Source organism: Marinobacter sp. Arc7-DN-1 (assembly GCF_003441595.1).
Classification (GTDB): domain Bacteria; phylum Pseudomonadota; class Gammaproteobacteria; order Pseudomonadales; family Oleiphilaceae; genus Marinobacter; species Marinobacter metalliresistant.
Map to the genome: position 1 here is coordinate 1,897,050 of NZ_CP031848.1, position 15,878 is coordinate 1,912,927.

The window sequence follows — 15,878 nt, forward strand, 5'->3', positions numbered from 1 at the left end:
CATGACAGCTGAAATCTTCACCCCGACCGTCGCCGTCACCATGACGCCCAGCGCGGTCACACACGTGCGCAAACAACTGGAGAAGAAACCGGAGGCCAAAGGCATCCGGCTGGCCATCAGGAAAAGTGGTTGCTCCGGCTTCAAGTACGAAACCCAGTGGGTGGAAGAAGCCGCAGCCGACGACAGGGTGTTTCATATTGATGGCGTTGACGTCTTCGTTAAAGAGGAACACCTGCCACTGGTGAACGGCATCGAGATCGATTTTGTCACCGAAGGCGTGAACTCCATGTTCCAGTTCCGCAATCCGAATGCGACCGCCGAGTGCGGGTGCGGCGAGAGTTTTACCGTAGCGTGAAATTGGGGTCAGATGAAATTGGGGTCAGATGAAATTGGGGTCAGATGAAAAGTTCATCTGACCCCACACTAATAAACACAGGATACAGCGAGGCAAGTCTGGGCATGCAAGAACGGGAAGTGGTCCTGACCAAACGCGAGGTGGAAGCCAGACTCGTTCCTTCCGGGACCGAGATCATGATTCCTTCGGACACCTTCGTGACCATCACACAGTCACTGGGTGGTACCTTCACCGTTGCAGTCAACGGCAACCTTGCCCGCATCGAGGGCCATGACGCCGACGCCCTTGGCAAGCAGCCACTGGAAAGCAGCTTCGACACACCGGAAGACGGCACCGTCAACGAAAATCAGGTGTGGGAAGCGATGCGCAACTGCTACGACCCGGAAATTCCGGTTAACGTAGTGGACCTCGGCCTGATCTACGAATGCAAGATCGAGAACGGCACCGAAGACGGCAACCACGTGTACGTCAGAATGACGCTAACCGCTGCCGGTTGTGGCATGGGGCCGGTGATCACCGAAGACGTCAAGCGCAAGCTCGAACATGTGCCGAACGTCGACAAGGTGACCGTGGAACTGACCTTCGATCCGCCCTGGAGCAACGACATGCTCACCGATGAAGCCAAGCTTGAACTGGGGATGCTGTGAAGGTTGAAGGTGGGGTCAGAAGAAAGCCTTCTTCTGACCCCGTTTTCCCCGCAGGCTTCAAACCGCTAACATGGGGTCAGATGAACGCTTTCATCTGACCGCGTTTTCATAACAGTAGCAACCACATGACCGCCACTAAAGACGATTTCCTGAACAACCCGCTCGGTAGAGACACCACCCTCGAAGACGTTCTGGATGGCTTCGAGTTGCTGGACGACTGGGAAGAGCGCTACGCCTACATTATCGACCTGGGCAAACAGCTGCCGGCCTTTCCGGACGAAGCCCGGATTGAAGAGAACTATGTGCACGGCTGCCAGAGCCAGGTCTGGCTGATTCACCATTACGACGACGCCAGCGGCCGTCTCTACCTGCTGATTGATTCAGATGCCATGATTGTTCGTGGCCTGGCCGCCATCATTCTGGTAGCACTGAACGGGAAACCCCCACGGGACCTGCTGGCAACCGACATTGATGAGCTGTTCGAGCAGCTGGATCTGTTCCGCCACATCTCCCCCACCCGAGGCAATGGCCTGCGGGCCATGGTCGGCAAGATCCGGGATATTGCCGCCGCCGAGGTGGCTGACGCCGCAGACTGAATGAGCTCAACGCCTACCACAGGATGGCAATATCATCCCTCTGTATATTCACCATGCCACCCAGCTGCGGCATGGTTCCGCGGCTGGACTGAGGCTGAACCCTGTCCAGGGTTACAGAAAGCCGGCTATCGTTCAGTTCCGGCGTGGCACCGGGTGAATCCAGGTAAGCGGTGCTCCGGTACAGCTTCAATTCGTCGCCAGGCCTGAGCCCTGCAGTTGCGCCGGATCCCAGCGTCACCAAATGCCCATCCACCCGGGCAATCCGGGTAATAAACGGCTGACAAGCCAGGGCCTCGGTAACCGCTGTCGCCATTTCTTCAATGACGCCATTTACAGACCGGCCATAGGCGGTTTTCCGGAACCCCTCCGAACCAAAGCCGACTGAGCTGCCGGGGCCTGCATCCCAATCTGCTGATGTCGCGAACCTCTGCTGATAGACAGGGGAACCGCTGAATCCGTCATAAACGACAAGATCCGCAGCAAACCGACGTTGCTGATCCACCGCACCAATGCCACGCTGCATTCTGTCCAGAACCGATGTGCCCCAGGCGGAGGGATCAGCCACACCCAGATCCCGGATAACGCCCGTTACCACAAACTGAACCTCCATTTCACGAGCCACCTGTAACACATTGGTCAGCTGGTTGTTGCCCTGCCAAACAGTGGGTGCGTTCAGAAGGTCGGTAAACACCCGTGATGTGGTGGCGCCAAAGACCTGAAAGCCACCCTGCTCCATCAACCGCTGTTGCAGCTGGTGCGGCAAGATTTCGCCGGCGTCATCAATACGCCCTACCCTGGCCTGGTCCGGATACAGGACCGGAAACCCCGTAACCGCCACTCGCTTCTTCAGCCGGCTCGACTCACCGGCACTGCATTGTCCTACCCGACTCTCACTGATATCACCCCGTACAACCACCCGCAGCAAATTGCCGCTCTGGTACTCGTCAATAATCCGTACATTTCGTGCCCGCGCACTGGAAGCCAGGCGTATCCGCGATTCGGTGATAACACCGTTTTCCATGGTGTCGTGGGTGCTCACCCGGGCTTCATACTGCAACGAGAGATCCCTGATCGCGGCCTTGCGGGCCTCGGCACGGGCGGTCTCAAGATCCCCGTTATAGATACTGGCGTGGCCCACACCTTCCAGAACCACGGCCTGCGCCCCGGTGGCAAACACCAGCGGCAGGGCCAGGGCGCACAGCACTATCAGTGACGACAAACGCAGTGATGACAAACACTTCATAATTTTCGATCACTCAAGGTAATACAGGGAATCGACGCCCTTGCTCTGCACATCGCCAATACTGTCATTGTCCCGCGGCACGGGGATCGGGCACAGGTCCCGAACCTGATCCTCTGCAACCTTGGCAACACAGGCCCGGAACCGGGGTTCCAGCTTCAGCTCCATAACCGTTTCAAAAACCCCGTCGCTGTGCTCGTTGACTGCGACCAACTTCGCGCCGCGGAGATAGCTGTCGACATAGGTTCGGAACGTGTCATTGCGCAAAACGAAGTCATTGACGGTGGAGCTGCCGTAAACCACGGTGCCGTATACCCGCTCAACCAGGTTCCGGTAGGCATCCAGTTGCGAAGCCCGCCGGGCCATCAGACGCTTGCGGGTGTCCGAGCGCTCCGATCCGGCATCTTTATAGGTCCCCAGACCACTCACCCGAACAGTAATGGGCTCCAGCCTGGTATCCTCCCGGGACTGTTTGCCGCCATCACCCTGATAACTGCCAACCGGCGCACAGGCAGCAAGACTCGTTGCCAGCAGAGGGATCAGTATCCAGCGAAGGGTCATTGCTTGTCTCCAGAAAACGTCATTTCCGGTTTGCCATGAAAGAATTACGCCAGTTTTTCTAAGCCCCTGATATTTCGGTTAACAGACGCAAAGCGCACCGACCCGTCAACCCGATGCGGCAAAAACCTGCCTCTGTTTACACATCAAAAACAAACCGTTACCCCATGTGTCATGTGCTGGAAAACGTTCTGCATTAACCTTTCAGTTACGTAATATTTATTTTGCCTTTTTACCCGACAGGATTCTTCATGACCGGACACCGTCTAACCAAGCTTTCTGCTGCCATTGGCCTCTCCGTTGCCACCACCTCGGCACTGGCCAGCCCCCAGTCTTTTATGTCTGCCCGCTCCTTTGCCATGGGCGGCACCGGTGTTGCTGTTGCAACGCCTTCAACGGCCCCGACTGACAACCCCGCGATGATGGCTGCGGATCACCACAGCTGGAATGATGACTTCGGATTGATGCTTCCATCAGTTAACGCCCGAGCCGCCGACGAGGAAGAAACGGTTGACCAGGTTGATGATATTCAGGATGTGATTGATGACCTTGAATCCCTGGTCTCTGGATTCGATCCGAACACGGACGATCCGCAAATCATTCAGGATGGTGCAGCCGACCTCCGAGACAGACTGACCGCCTTCGACAGCGACACCATGCGAGTAAACGCAGGGCTGGGGCTGGGTTTCGCGGTCCCCGGCAAGTCATTCGCCGTGGGTGTGTTTACCAATGCCAACCTGACGGCGACTGTTCGCGGCGACGTTTCTGGCCAGGACACAAGCTTGCTCGATGATATTGCCAATGCCGCGAATGCACAGGATGTCGACACCGCGATTGACCAGCTTATCAACCCGGATGGCACCCTGGACCTGACCTCAAGAGGCAGAATCCTGGCCTCCGCAGTCGGGGAAGTCGGAATCTCCTTCGCACGCCAGTTTGAACTCCCCAGTGGCAATAAGTTTCAACTGGGACTGTCCCCGAAATACGTGGAACTGAGAACATTCCAGTACACCGAGAGTGTCTCTGCTTTCGAGGACAACGACTTCGACGGTGATCAATACCAGACCGACAAAAGCGGCTTCAATATGGATATCGGCGCCGCCTATGCCTTCGGTGAAGAACAACAATGGAACGCCGGCATCGTGGTGAAAAACCTCATCCCCATGGAGCTGGATTCCGCAGCCAGCCGTCCGGCACTGGGCGAGGAAGTCCGGACCCTCGAACTTAACCCGATGGTCACCACCGGCATTGCCCATAAAGGCGAGTACCATGTCGTTACCGCGGAAATTGATCTGACCAGGAAGGAAGCCTTTGGTTTTGAGGACGATACCCAGTGGGTGGCGCTGGGCGCTGAATTCGATGCCTTCCGCTATGCCCAGCTGCGTGCCGGGGTTCGCCATAACCTGGCCAGCAACGAAGACAACGACGGCATCGAGGAAAAAACCCAGTTCACCGCCGGTCTCGGCCTGAACATCCTGGGCGCCCGCCTTGATATCGGCGCCCTGTACAGCGATGCGGATGTAGGTGCTGCGCTGGAGCTTGGTACCGCGTTCTGATCGGAAACTGAAATTGGGGTCAGATGAAAATTTCATCTGACCCCAATTTCACCGTTCCCGGATTTGCGAACCTGCCTCCCAGACCGGATAATCCACGCACACTTTCCGAAAGGAATCAGGCATTCCATGCAAGCCTATCTGGTTGGCGGTGCTGTTCGTGATGAATTACTCGGCCTTGAGGTCAAGGACCGGGACTGGGTCGTGGTTGGCGCAACGCCTGACGAAATGCTTGCCAAGGGCTTCAAACAGGTTGGTGCGGACTTTCCGGTATTCCTGCACCCGGGAACCCGGGAGGAATACGCGCTGGCCCGTACCGAGCGGAAGCAGGGGCGTGGCTACCATGGTTTTACCGTATACAGCGCACCGGATGTCACCCTGGAACAGGACCTGAAGCGACGTGATCTGACCATCAACGCCATAGCGAAAACCGAAGGTGGCGATCTGGTGGACCCCTTCCAGGGCCAAGCCGATTTAGCAGACCGGAAGCTGCGCCATGTGTCGGAGGCGTTCGCCGAAGACCCGTTACGAATCCTGCGCACCGCCCGCTTCGCAGCCCGCTTCCGGCCCCTGGGATTTACTGTGTGCGACCAGACCATGGCCCTGATGCAGAACATGGTGGATGCCGGTGAAGTAAACCACCTTGTGCCGGAGCGGGTCTGGCAGGAGATACAGCGGGCTCTGCACGAACAGGCGCCAGAGGCGTTCTTTGAGGTTCTCCGTGACTGCGGGGCTCTTGGCGTGCTGATTCCGGAACTCAATCCGTCAGAGGTTTTCTCTCTGGCAATGGAGACACTTCGCTGCATCCATACTCAACCTGATACCAGTTCCGAAGAGCGCTTCGCCGCCCTGCTGTCGCCTCTGGATGAGCAAGCAGCCATTGCCCGGGCCAAGGTCCTGAAAGCTCCCAATGATTGTCAGAATCTGGCACGCCTGGCGACGGCGTTTATACCAAAGGTACAGGAAATGAACTCTCGGAATCCCGAGGGTGAATCATTGCTGGATCGGCTCGACCATGCGGACTTCTGGCGCCGACCGGGGCGTTTCGCACAACTGCTTAACGTACTGGAATGCGCCCTCCCGGATAGCCGGAACAGCCTGAAACTGCTTCGGACCGCCTCCGACGCCGCAACCGGCGTTGACCCCAAGACTCTTCTGACCCATGGTTATAAAGGCAAGGCACTCGGGGAGGCGATCCGTACCGAACGCCTGAAACGCATTGCCGATGCCGTCACCCCGCCCAGTCACTGAGGAGTTGAAATGCCCGCCACTGCTCCCGTTGCACTGATCACCGGCGCTGCCCATCGCCTTGGCGCGCAAACGGCGAAGACACTTCATCAAAGGGGCTGGAATCTGGTGGTTCACTACCGGAGCAGGGAACAGCAGGCCCGGGAGCTGGTTGAAGACCTGAACCGGGAGCGCCCGGATTCCGCTTATGCGGTTCAGGCTGATCTCGGCCTGACTGGCGATGTGAACCGGTTGGCGAGCGAGGCCATTACCCCGTGGGACCGACTCGACGCACTGGTAAACAATGCCTCGGCGTTCTACCCCAACCCGACAGAAGTAGCCACCGAGGACGACTGGAACACCGTCCTGCACACCAATCTCCGGGCTCCATTCTTTCTGCTTCAGGCCTGCCTTCCGGCGCTGCGGGAAAACGGAGGCAGTGTGGTCAACATGATCGACATATACAGCGAAAGGCCTCTTGCCGATCACCCGCTTTACTGTGCCAGCAAGGCAGGCCTCGCTGCACTGACCCGTTCATGGGCCAAAGACCTGGCACCCGATGTGCGGGTGAACGGCGTTTCGCCGGGAGCCATTCTCTGGCCGGAGGGGGGAGCCGCGATGGATGAAAAGCACCAGCAGGCCATTCTCGAGAAAACGCCGCTGGCGCGCACCGGCAACCCGGATGATATCGCCGGGACCATCGCTTTCCTGATCTGCGACGCGCCGTTCATTACCGGGCAAATTTTAGCCGTCGATGGCGGCCGCAGCCTGAATATGTAGAGTGCCACCCGGCGTTCCCCGCCCGCTAACTTTGGCCAACCGCCGCTTTCCGGATACAATACTTGCAGTTTTCAATCCTGCACGCGCTGGGGCTCAGGCCCACGCGCGCCATTGACCCGGAGAATTCCCATGCGTGATGTCGTTATTGTTGCTGCCCGCCGTACTGCTATCGGAGCCTTTGGCGGAGGTCTCTCCAGCCTGCGCGCAGACCAGCTGGGGACCGCCGTCATCAAGGCGCTCCTGGAGGAAACCGGTGTCGCCGGCGACCAGATCAACGAAGTGGTTCTTGGCCAGGTCCTTACTGCCGGCTGCGGCCAGAACCCGGCCCGCCAGTCCGCCATCAACGCCGGCATTCCGGCATCGGTGCCCGCCATGACCATCAACAAGGTGTGCGGCTCTGGCCTCAAAGCGGTCCATATGGCGGCACAGGCCATTCGCTGTGGCGATGCCGAGATGATGATCGCCGGCGGTCAGGAAAGCATGAGCCAGGCGCCCCACGTCTTGCCCAACAGCCGCAATGGGCAGCGCATGGGCAACTGGTCCATGGTGGATACCATGATCAACGATGGCCTCTGGGACGCGTTCAACGACTACCACATGGGCATTACCGCCGAGAACGTCGCAGAGAAATACGGTATCAGCCGTGAAGAGCAGGACGAATTTGCCGCCGCTTCCCAGCAGAAAGCCGCTGCCGCTCGCGAAGCCGGCTACTTCGATGGCCAGATTGTTCCGGTCTCCATTCCCCAGCGCAAAGGCGATCCGATCGTGGTTGACCGGGACGAAGGCCCCCGTGACGGCGTGACTGCCGAGGGACTGGGCAAACTTCGTGCGGCTTTCAAAAAAGACGGCACTGTCACCGCTGGAAACGCCTCGTCACTGAACGACGGAGCGGCTGCGGTGATGGTGTGCAGCGCGGAAAAAGCCAAAGAACTGGGGCTGACGCCGCTGGCCACCATAAAGGCTCACGCCAACGCAGGGGTAGATCCCACCATCATGGGAACCGGCCCGATTCCGGCCAGCCAGCGCTGCCTGAAGCTGGCCGGCTGGAGCGTTGACGATCTGGACCTGGTGGAAGCCAACGAAGCCTTCGCGGCCCAGGCCATCTCCGTGAACCGGGATCTGGGCTGGGATACCAGCAAGGTGAACGTCAACGGCGGCGCCATCGCCCTGGGCCACCCGATCGGCGCCTCCGGTTGCCGCATCCTGGTCTCGCTGCTTCATGAGATGGTGCGCCGGGATGCCCACAAGGGACTGGCCACCCTGTGCATCGGCGGCGGCATGGGCGTTGCCCTGGCTGTCGAGCGCTAAGCTTCATGCTCCACGTGGTGCTGTACGAACCGGAGATACCGCCGAATACCGGCAATATCATCCGGCTGTGCGCCAACACCGGCTGCCAGCTTCATCTGATCGAACCCCTGGGCTTTAGCCTGGAAGACAAACAGATGCGGCGGGCGGGGCTGGATTACAGTGAGTACGCCCGGGTTAAGGTCCACAAGGACTACCCGAGCTTTCTGGACAGCGAGCAGCCGGAACGCCTGTTCGGGCTGACCACCAAAGGCAGCCACCCCTACCATGAAGTGAGTTATCAGGGCGGCGACTATCTGATGTTCGGCCCGGAAACCCGGGGCCTGCCGGCCGGTATCCGTGAAGGCCTGCCGCCAGAACATCGCCTCAGGGTTCCCATGCGCCCTGAGAGCCGCAGCCTGAACCTCTCCAACACCGCCGCGCTGGTGGTTTACGAAGCCTGGCGGCAACTGGGATTCAACGGAGCAGTGTGAAGTTGGGGTCAGATGAAAAAGGGGTCAGATGAACTTTTCATCTGACCCCTTTTTCATCTGACCCCGTATTCGGAAAGTGCCAGCCTCAGTGAGTCTGCTGCTCTTCCTTCGCCTCACCCGCCGCTTCTTCCTGCTTGCGTTTCAGAGCCTGGGCGTAGATGGCATCAAAATTCACCGGCGCCAGCATCAGGGCCGGGAAGCTGCCCTTATTCACGATGCCGTCAATGGCTTCGCGGGCATAGGGGAACAAGATAGTCGGGCAGTAGGCACCGAGCATCTGACCCAGTTGCTGGCCTTCAATACCCTGAACCAGGAACACGCCACCCTGCTGGATCTCGACGATGTAGGCAACCTTCTCACCCACTTTGGCCGTCACGGTCAGCGAAAGCACAACTTCGTACTGGTTGTCGCTCACCTTGTTGTGGGACGTATTGAGGTCCAGGTTAACCTGTGGCTTCCACTGCTCCTGAAACACCACCGGAGAATTGGGTGATTCAAAAGACAGGTCCTTCACGTAAATACGCTGAAGGGCAAACTGGGGTTGGTTCTGGTTGTCACTGCCTGCTGCGGCTTGCTGATTCTCAGCCATGTTCAGTCCTTTCGTTCTCGGTCATGGGCCCGGGGCCCGTTGTTATGGAGTGTTGTGGAGTTTGCTGCCGGAACAGTTTACGTCGAGGCTACGCCGGCTTATGTGAAACAGTGCGGCAGATTGATCTTCAGATCAAGAGTGGCCTTATTTCTTCACCAGCGGAAGATTGCTGGCCTTCCAGTCAGAAACGCCACCGTTGAGACGCACAACATTGCTGAAGCCTTCGGCGTTCAGCTGCTTGACCGCCATCGCTGAATGCTGGCCCATCTTGTCAGCAACAATAATCTGCTTGTCTTTGAACTTGTTCAGCTCGGCAACCCGGCTCTTGAGGCTGTTCAGCGGAATATTGATGGAACCGGTAATGCGCCCTTCACCGAATTCCTTCCGGTCCCGGATGTCCACCACGATGGCCTCATCCTTGTTGATGAGGTTAACTGCGCCCTGGGCCGAGATCTTGGCACCGCCACGACGGGACTCCAGAATAAGAATCGCGACCAGAAATGCCACAAACAGCGACACAAGAATGTAGTGATTAACGACAAATTCAAACAACCGGCCCATGAATTTACCCCGATGATGAGTTTGGCGGGATTATACACAGCCTGCTCCCCGGACAGAAGGTGACGAAACTGGCCTGTAAATGCGAGAATAGACAAACTGAATTTTTGGTTTAGTAAATTTACTAACATTTTACTTCCGGACTGAATGATGACTGCAATGCGCAAGCCGACTGCCCTGATTATCCTGGACGGCTGGGGCCACCGCGACCCGGCTGAAGACAATGCCATCAGCACCGCCAATACCCCGTTCTGGGACAAGCTCTGGCAGAATCAGCCAAAGACCCTGCTCAACACGTCGGGCATGTTTGTTGGTTTGCCTCAGGGGCAAATGGGTAATTCGGAAGTCGGCCACATGAACCTCGGCGCAGGGCGCGTGGTCTATCAGAGCCTGACCCGGATCGACAAGGATCTGGAAGAAGGCACCTTCCAGAGCAACGAAGTGCTTTGCTCGGCCATCGATAAAGCCGTTCAGGGTGGTCGCGCTGTTCACCTGATGGGGCTGATGTCTCCGGGTGGCGTGCATAGCCATGAAGACCATATTCTGGCCGCTGCCGAACTGGCTGCCGCTCGTGGTGCAAAGGAAGTTTACATACATGCCTTCCTGGACGGCCGGGACATGCCGCCTCGCAGTGCCAAGCCCTCTCTGGAGAAAGCAGCAGCCAGATTGAAGAGCCTGGGTGTAGGCCGTGTCGCCTCCATCGTTGGCCGTTATTACGCCATGGACCGCGACAACCGCTGGGATCGTGTTGAAGCCGCGTACAACCTGATGACCCAGGGCACATCCGAATTCACAGCAACCGATCCGGTATCAGGCCTTGAGCAGGCCTACGAGCGCGGCGAGAATGACGAATTCGTGATGCCCACTCGTATTCACGCACCGGGGGAGCCAGAAGGCACCATTAACGACGGCGACACGGTTCTGTTCATGAACTTCCGGGCCGACCGTGCCCGGGAAATGACCCGCACTTTTGTGGAGACGGACTTCAACGGTTTTAAGCGCCGCAAACTCCCCGAACTGGCGGATTTCGTGACGCTGACCGAGTACGCGGCGGACATCAAGGCATCCTGCGCCTACCCCCCGGAGCAGTTAACCAACGGTCTCGGCGAATATGTGGCAAATCAGGGCAAGACCCAGCTCCGGATTGCTGAAACGGAGAAATACGCCCATGTCACGTTCTTTTTTAACGGCGGCCTGGAAACACCGTTCGAGGGCGAAGACCGGATTCTGGTCCCCTCCCCGAAAGTCGCCACCTACGACCTGCAACCGGAAATGAGCGCGCCGGAAGTAACGGACAAACTCGTAGAAGCCATCAAGAGCGGCAAATACGACCTCATTGTCTGCAACTACGCCAACGGCGACATGGTTGGCCACACCGGCAAGCTGGCTGCCGCCATCAAGGCCGCCGAGTGTCTCGACGAGTGTGTAAAGCGAGTGGTTGAAGCGCTGAATGAAGTGGGCGGCGAAGCCCTGATTACGGCGGACCATGGTAACTGCGAGCAAATGACTGACCCCAATTCAGGGCAGGTTCATACCGCGCACACCATTGGCCCGGTTCCGCTGGTCTACACCGGCCACCGCGAGGTGACGCTGAAAAACGACGGCAGCCTGAGCGACGTGGCGCCCTCGCTGCTGACCCTGATGGGACTGGACCAGCCGAAAGAAATGACCGGGCACAGCCTGGTTCAGATCGGTTGATCCCGGCGCGGACCCACCCCTTGCGACTGCCTGCAATGCTGGCGCTCACCCTTGTTCTGGGTGCGGCGCCGGCGATCTCCCAGCAAGAGGTCACACCGGCCCAGATCGAGAAACTCAAGGAACGTATTGAGGAGATTGATGACTGGCTGGCGGATGCCGAAGAAGACCGATCCTCCCTGGAGCAGCAGCTCGCTTCGACTGAACGCACCATCAGCCGCCTGACCCGGGAACGCCGCTCCCTGCGCCAGCAGGTGGAACAGCAGCAACAGCGACTCAAGGAACTGCAGAAAGAAGAGCAGGAACTCACCCGCACGCTGGACCGGCAACGGGAGAGCCTGAAGAAACAGATCCGGGCTGCCTGGATGGAGGGCGACGCGCCGGCGGTAAAGGTTCTGCTGAATGAGATCGATCCGGACAGGATCGCCCGGACCATGACTTACTACGAGTATCTGAGCAAGGATACGGTCACCCGCCTTGAGGTGTTCAGGAAAAGCCTGCAGGAACTCAAAAACACCCGCGCCGCAGCGCAGGCGACACGGGTGGAACTGGCCCGAACGGAAGATGATGTGGCCAGGCGCCAGCAGGAATTGGCGGCATCCAGAAAGCAACGGCAGCAGACCCTCGCATCGCTCAACGCCGACATCAAGAACCGGCTCGGCGAACGGGAAGAACTGACATCCGACCGCAAACGACTGGAAAAACTGCTTGAGGAAGTTCAGCAGGCGATCAATAACATTCCTTCGCCCAACGAATCCCGGCCCTTCGCTTCACTACGGGACAAGCTGCCCTGGCCTGCACAGGGGAAGGTTCTCAGCGGCTACGGAGACAGGTACGCCGATGGCAGATTGCGACGCAATGGCCTTCTCATCGGCACCGAAGAAGAAGCGGAGATACGGGCAATTCATTATGGCCGGGTGGTTTTTGCCAACTGGCTTCGGGGCTTTGGCCTGATCACCATTATTGATCACGGCGACGGCTACATGACACTCTATGGCCACAGCAGCAGCCTGTTTACCAGCCCCGGAGACTGGGTGGCAGCCGGCGAACCCATCGCCCTGGCCGGGCGTACCGGCGGCACGGATTCTCCAGCCCTGTATTTTGAGGTTCGGCACAATGGCAAACCTGACAATCCGGGCCGGTGGCTGGCAAACTGACAGGCTGCGGGAGGGCTGACAAACGTCCCGGGTAACGCCATACTGTCGGGTGTCAGGGAAACCAGTCCAACTATCGGAATAAAAACGGGATATGTGAATGAAACGGGTCAGAAGTACACTCCATGCCTTTCCATTACGCAGCATTGCACTCGCTACCTGTTTCGCCACCGCATCCGGTCTGGCCTGGGCCCAGGAGAAAAACTCCGCTACCGAACAACTGCTCGAAGGCATCCGGGACGGCGAACGGGTTGAAATCCGCCTCCCTGACCCGGAAAAGCAGCTGCCTCTGGAAGATCTCCGAAAATTTACCGAGGTGTTCAGTCGGATAAAAGACGCCTATGTAGAGGAAGTGGATGATCGACAGCTGCTTGAAAGCGCCATCAAGGGCATGCTGTCAGACCTGGACCCCCACTCCACCTATCTTGCCCCCAAGGATTATGAGGATCTGGAAGAAAGCACCTCCGGAGAATTTGGCGGGCTCGGCATTGAAGTGGGCATGGAGAATGGCTTCGTAAAGGTAATCGCACCGATTGATGACACTCCCGCACAAAAGGCCGGGGTTCAGGCCGGAGACCTGATTATCAAGCTCGATGAGAAGCCGGTGAAAGGCATGGGCCTCGAAGAAGCAGTCCAAATGATGCGCGGCAAACCCGGCACCATCCTCACTCTGACCATCATGCGTGAGGGCGAGACGGGGCCCATTGAGATCAAAGTCGAGCGCGACATCATCAAGGTCACCAGTGTGAAATCCCGGATGCTGGAAAACGGCTACGGCTATGTCCGGATTACCCAGTTCCAGGCGGATACCGGCTCGCAGTTCAGAGACGCCCTCGGCAACCTCGAGGGCGAACTGGGCCGCGATCTCGATGGTCTGATCATTGATCTGCGTAACAATCCGGGTGGTGTTCTTCAGGCGGCCGTGGAATCCGCGGACGTGCTCCTTGATGAGGGGCTGATTGTTTATACCGAGGGCCGCATCCAGAGTTCGCGCCTTCGCTTCAGCGCCGGAGCCGGCGACGTCATGGAAGGCACTCCGATTGTGGTACTGATTAACGGAGGCTCTGCTTCTGCCTCCGAAATCCTGGCCGGAGCCCTGCAGGACCATGAACGCGCTGTGATCATGGGCACCCAGTCCTTCGGCAAGGGCAGCGTTCAGACGGTCATTCCCCTGGATGAAACCCACGCGATCAAGATGACCACTGCACGCTACTACACACCGAATGGCCGCTCCATCCAGGCAACCGGCATCAAACCGGATATCGAAGTGCGCCCGGCAGAGCTGAAGGAACTGGACAGCAAACCCTTCTTCACCGAGGCAGACCTGAGCGGACACCTGGAAGGCCAGGACGAGAACAAGAAGCAACAGGACAATAAAACCCTGGCGGAGGACGAAACCGCCTCCCTGGCAGACAGGGACTACCAACTGCGCTCGGCTCTTAATCTGCTCAAGGGCATCCGGATTCTGAGTCCGCAAGGCAAAGGCAAGGCAGAAGGAAGCAGTCAGTGAAATTGGTAGGCTCCCTGCTGGCATTTGCCCTCTCGGTTGTGCCCACCCTGGTAGCAGCCGAGCCTGCAAAACAGGCGCTGCCTCCGACCATTGCCATCATTATTGATGACATGGGACACAGCCTTCACGAGGGCAAGCGCCTGGCCAACCTGGATCAGCCGCTGACCCTCGCCTTCCTGCCCTACCGCAGGCATACCGATACCCTTGCCCGGCTTGCCTATCGGAAAAACAAGGAAATCATGCTGCACGCCCCGATGGCCAACACACGAAGCTTCGGGCTTGGCCCCGGCGGGCTGACGCCCGATATGGACGAGCTGAGCATGGCAATGACGCTCCGGCGCGCGCTCCGCTCCATTCCTCACGTACAGGGTGTGAATAATCACATGGGTAGCCTGCTAACCCAGCAGCTCCAGCCCATGGACTGGGTAATGAAGGAGCTCTTTCGCTACCCGGTCTATTTTGTAGACAGCCGCACCATTGCTGCATCAGTCGCCGGTGATGTGGCTGCCGCTTACAGGATTCCCACCCTGAACCGGGATGTCTTTCTCGACCACGAACAAACCGAGGAGTTTGTCGACCGCCAGTTCAAGCTGCTGATCCAGCGTGCGCGGGAGAACGGCAGCGCCATCGGCATCGGCCATCCACACAAAGTCACCGTGGACTATCTGGAAAAGCACCTTCCGGAACTGGACGCCCAGGGCATTGCCATCGCTACCGTGAGTGGCCTCTGGGCCATGCGCAACAGCAACCAGAAGATGTTTGCAGAGGGTGAGAAGCAGGCCATTCGACCTGCTTTTGCACGTAAAAAAGGGGTCAGATGAAAGCTTTCATCTGACCCCTTATTCGCCGGCTTTCATGTTCAATCGCGGACTTCTATCCCCAGAGCCTTCATAAAAGCTTTGGCCTCGGGAATGGTGTGCTGGCCAAAGTGAAAAATGGAAGCCGCCAGAACCGCATCGGCACCACCCTGGGTCACGCCATCGGCCAGGTGCCGCAGCTCCCCGACACCGCCGGAGGCGATCACCGGCACAATGACAGCATCTGAAATTGCCTTGGTCAGGCCCAGATCGAAACCGATCTTGGTGCCGTCCCGGTCCATACTGGTCAGCAGCAATTCCCCGGCGCCCATTTCGACCATCTGGCGGGCCCACTCTATGGCGTCCAGGCCGGTTGGCTTGCGGCCACCGTGGGTGAAGATTTCCCAGCGAGGCTCCCCGCCTTCCTCACTGACCCGCTTGGCATCAATGGCCACTACGATGCACTGGCTGCCAAAACGCTCCGCTGCTTCACGCACAAATTCCGGGTTGAAGACCGCCGCGGTGTTGATCGAGACCTTGTCGGCGCCGGCATTCAGCAACTTGCGAATATCGTCCACAGTACGCACACCGCCACCCACGGTGAGCGGAATAAACACTTCCGCCGCCATCCGTTCGACAGTTTCGTAGGTGGTATCACGGCTTTCATGGCTGGCCGTTATATCGAGAAAGGTAATTTCGTCGGCACCCTGCTCGTTGTAGCGGCGGGCCACTTCCACCGGATCGCCGGCGTCGCGGATATCCACGAAGTTAACACCTTTTACAACGCGGCCTTTGTCGACGTCCAGACAGGGAATAATACGTTTCGCCAGAGCCATATGTC

Annotated in this window: 17 protein-coding genes; 12 read left to right on the forward strand and 5 right to left on the reverse strand. The window is 58.3% G+C overall.

What is annotated here, in order from left to right:
* The first annotated feature begins 1 nt into the window (after position 1).
* The 3 genes from D0851_RS08940 (at position 2) to D0851_RS08950 (ending at position 1,598) form a co-directional block, all read left to right on the forward strand.
* Positions 2-355, forward strand: coding sequence for a HesB/IscA family protein (locus tag D0851_RS08940; protein WP_117618333.1), 354 nt, complete (start codon positions 2-4; stop codon positions 353-355).
* 104 nt (positions 356-459) lie between these two features.
* Complete coding sequence (gene sufT / locus D0851_RS08945; RefSeq protein ID WP_117618334.1) at positions 460-1,002, forward strand: putative Fe-S cluster assembly protein SufT; 543 nt, start codon at positions 460-462, stop codon at positions 1,000-1,002.
* Positions 1,003-1,127: 125 nt separating this feature from the next.
* Positions 1,128-1,598 (forward strand): SufE family protein, encoded by a 471-nt coding sequence (locus tag D0851_RS08950; RefSeq protein WP_117618335.1) that lies wholly within the window; start codon positions 1,128-1,130, stop codon positions 1,596-1,598.
* A gap of 13 nt (positions 1,599-1,611) precedes the next feature.
* On the opposite strand, the gene D0851_RS08955 is transcribed toward D0851_RS08950, so the two are convergent.
* Both D0851_RS08955 and D0851_RS08960 read right to left on the reverse strand, forming a co-directional pair.
* Entirely contained in the window at positions 1,612-2,841 is a 1,230-nt protein-coding gene (locus D0851_RS08955) for a flagellar assembly protein T N-terminal domain-containing protein (protein ID WP_117618336.1), read from the reverse strand.
* Positions 2,842-2,850: 9 nt separating this feature from the next.
* Positions 2,851-3,399 (reverse strand): LPP20 family lipoprotein, encoded by a 549-nt coding sequence (locus D0851_RS08960; RefSeq protein WP_117618337.1) that lies wholly within the window; start codon positions 3,397-3,399, stop codon positions 2,851-2,853.
* A gap of 248 nt (positions 3,400-3,647) precedes the next feature.
* On the opposite strand from D0851_RS08960, the gene traF reads away from it, so the two are divergent.
* From traF to trmL, 5 genes are all read left to right on the forward strand, one after another.
* Positions 3,648-4,952, forward strand: coding sequence for a conjugal transfer protein TraF (traF, locus tag D0851_RS08965; protein WP_117618338.1), 1,305 nt, complete (start codon positions 3,648-3,650; stop codon positions 4,950-4,952).
* 126 nt (positions 4,953-5,078) lie between these two features.
* The gene (locus tag D0851_RS08970) at positions 5,079-6,200 is read left to right on the forward strand and encodes a multifunctional CCA tRNA nucleotidyl transferase/2'3'-cyclic phosphodiesterase/2'nucleotidase/phosphatase (RefSeq protein WP_117618339.1); all 1,122 of its coding nucleotides are present in this window, start codon (positions 5,079-5,081) and stop codon (positions 6,198-6,200) included.
* 9 nt (positions 6,201-6,209) lie between these two features.
* Positions 6,210-6,956, forward strand: a complete 747-nt coding sequence (locus D0851_RS08975; RefSeq protein ID WP_117618340.1) for a pteridine reductase — start codon at positions 6,210-6,212, stop codon at positions 6,954-6,956.
* A gap of 129 nt (positions 6,957-7,085) precedes the next feature.
* Entirely contained in the window at positions 7,086-8,264 is a 1,179-nt protein-coding gene (locus D0851_RS08980; protein WP_117618341.1) for an acetyl-CoA C-acetyltransferase, read from the forward strand.
* 5 nt (positions 8,265-8,269) lie between these two features.
* Positions 8,270-8,734, forward strand: coding sequence for a tRNA (uridine(34)/cytosine(34)/5-carboxymethylaminomethyluridine(34)-2'-O)-methyltransferase TrmL (gene trmL / locus D0851_RS08985; protein WP_117618342.1), 465 nt, complete (start codon positions 8,270-8,272; stop codon positions 8,732-8,734).
* A gap of 85 nt (positions 8,735-8,819) precedes the next feature.
* Here the strand turns inward: trmL and secB are convergent, their stop codons facing one another.
* Together secB and D0851_RS08995 are read right to left on the reverse strand one after the other, a co-directional pair.
* Positions 8,820-9,323 (reverse strand): protein-export chaperone SecB, encoded by a 504-nt coding sequence (secB, locus tag D0851_RS08990; protein ID WP_117618343.1) that lies wholly within the window; start codon positions 9,321-9,323, stop codon positions 8,820-8,822.
* A gap of 144 nt (positions 9,324-9,467) precedes the next feature.
* Positions 9,468-9,884, reverse strand: coding sequence for a rhodanese-like domain-containing protein (locus D0851_RS08995; protein WP_117618344.1), 417 nt, complete (start codon positions 9,882-9,884; stop codon positions 9,468-9,470).
* Between the two features lie 147 nt (positions 9,885-10,031).
* Between D0851_RS08995 and gpmI the strand changes: the two genes are divergently transcribed.
* The 4 genes from gpmI (at position 10,032) to D0851_RS09015 (ending at position 15,061) form a co-directional block, all read left to right on the forward strand.
* Positions 10,032-11,579: a 2,3-bisphosphoglycerate-independent phosphoglycerate mutase gene (gpmI, locus tag D0851_RS09000; RefSeq protein ID WP_117618345.1), complete on the forward strand. Its 1,548-nt coding sequence runs from the start codon at positions 10,032-10,034 to the stop codon at positions 11,577-11,579.
* A gap of 20 nt (positions 11,580-11,599) precedes the next feature.
* Positions 11,600-12,733 (forward strand): murein hydrolase activator EnvC family protein, encoded by a 1,134-nt coding sequence (locus tag D0851_RS09005; protein ID WP_117618346.1) that lies wholly within the window; start codon positions 11,600-11,602, stop codon positions 12,731-12,733.
* Positions 12,734-12,830: 97 nt separating this feature from the next.
* On the forward strand, positions 12,831-14,240 hold the full coding sequence (locus tag D0851_RS09010) for a S41 family peptidase (protein WP_117618347.1): 1,410 nt from the start codon (positions 12,831-12,833) through the stop codon (positions 14,238-14,240).
* A gap of 38 nt (positions 14,241-14,278) precedes the next feature.
* Positions 14,279-15,061, forward strand: coding sequence for a divergent polysaccharide deacetylase family protein (locus D0851_RS09015; RefSeq protein ID WP_413773555.1), 783 nt, complete (start codon positions 14,279-14,281; stop codon positions 15,059-15,061).
* 38 nt (positions 15,062-15,099) lie between these two features.
* Here the strand turns inward: D0851_RS09015 and hisF are convergent, their stop codons facing one another.
* Positions 15,100-15,873, reverse strand: coding sequence for an imidazole glycerol phosphate synthase subunit HisF (hisF, locus tag D0851_RS09020; RefSeq protein WP_117618349.1), 774 nt, complete (start codon positions 15,871-15,873; stop codon positions 15,100-15,102).
* Positions 15,874-15,878 lie beyond the last annotated feature (5 nt).

Bases quoted from the DNA above. Each gene is read 5' to 3' on its own strand.
- D0851_RS08955 (WP_117618336.1), bottom strand. From the start codon at position 2,841: ATGAAGTGTTTGTCATCACTGCGTTTGTCGTCACTGATAGTGCTGTGC.
- sufT (WP_117618334.1), top strand. From the start codon at position 460: ATGCAAGAACGGGAAGTGGTCCTGACCAAACGCGAGGTGGAAGCCAGA.
- D0851_RS08960 (WP_117618337.1), bottom strand. From the start codon at position 3,399: ATGACCCTTCGCTGGATACTGATCCCTCTGCTGGCAACGAGTCTTGCT.
- D0851_RS09010 (WP_117618347.1), top strand. From the start codon at position 12,831: ATGAAACGGGTCAGAAGTACACTCCATGCCTTTCCATTACGCAGCATT.
- D0851_RS08980 (WP_117618341.1), top strand. From the start codon at position 7,086: ATGCGTGATGTCGTTATTGTTGCTGCCCGCCGTACTGCTATCGGAGCC.
- D0851_RS08970 (WP_117618339.1), top strand. From the start codon at position 5,079: ATGCAAGCCTATCTGGTTGGCGGTGCTGTTCGTGATGAATTACTCGGC.
- D0851_RS08950 (WP_117618335.1), top strand. From the start codon at position 1,128: ATGACCGCCACTAAAGACGATTTCCTGAACAACCCGCTCGGTAGAGAC.
- hisF (WP_117618349.1), bottom strand. From the start codon at position 15,873: ATGGCTCTGGCGAAACGTATTATTCCCTGTCTGGACGTCGACAAAGGC.
- gpmI (WP_117618345.1), top strand. From the start codon at position 10,032: ATGACTGCAATGCGCAAGCCGACTGCCCTGATTATCCTGGACGGCTGG.
- D0851_RS08995 (WP_117618344.1), bottom strand. From the start codon at position 9,884: ATGGGCCGGTTGTTTGAATTTGTCGTTAATCACTACATTCTTGTGTCG.
- D0851_RS08940 (WP_117618333.1), top strand. From the start codon at position 2: ATGACAGCTGAAATCTTCACCCCGACCGTCGCCGTCACCATGACGCCC.
- trmL (WP_117618342.1), top strand. From the start codon at position 8,270: ATGCTCCACGTGGTGCTGTACGAACCGGAGATACCGCCGAATACCGGC.
- D0851_RS08975 (WP_117618340.1), top strand. From the start codon at position 6,210: ATGCCCGCCACTGCTCCCGTTGCACTGATCACCGGCGCTGCCCATCGC.
- traF (WP_117618338.1), top strand. From the start codon at position 3,648: ATGACCGGACACCGTCTAACCAAGCTTTCTGCTGCCATTGGCCTCTCC.
- secB (WP_117618343.1), bottom strand. From the start codon at position 9,323: ATGGCTGAGAATCAGCAAGCCGCAGCAGGCAGTGACAACCAGAACCAA.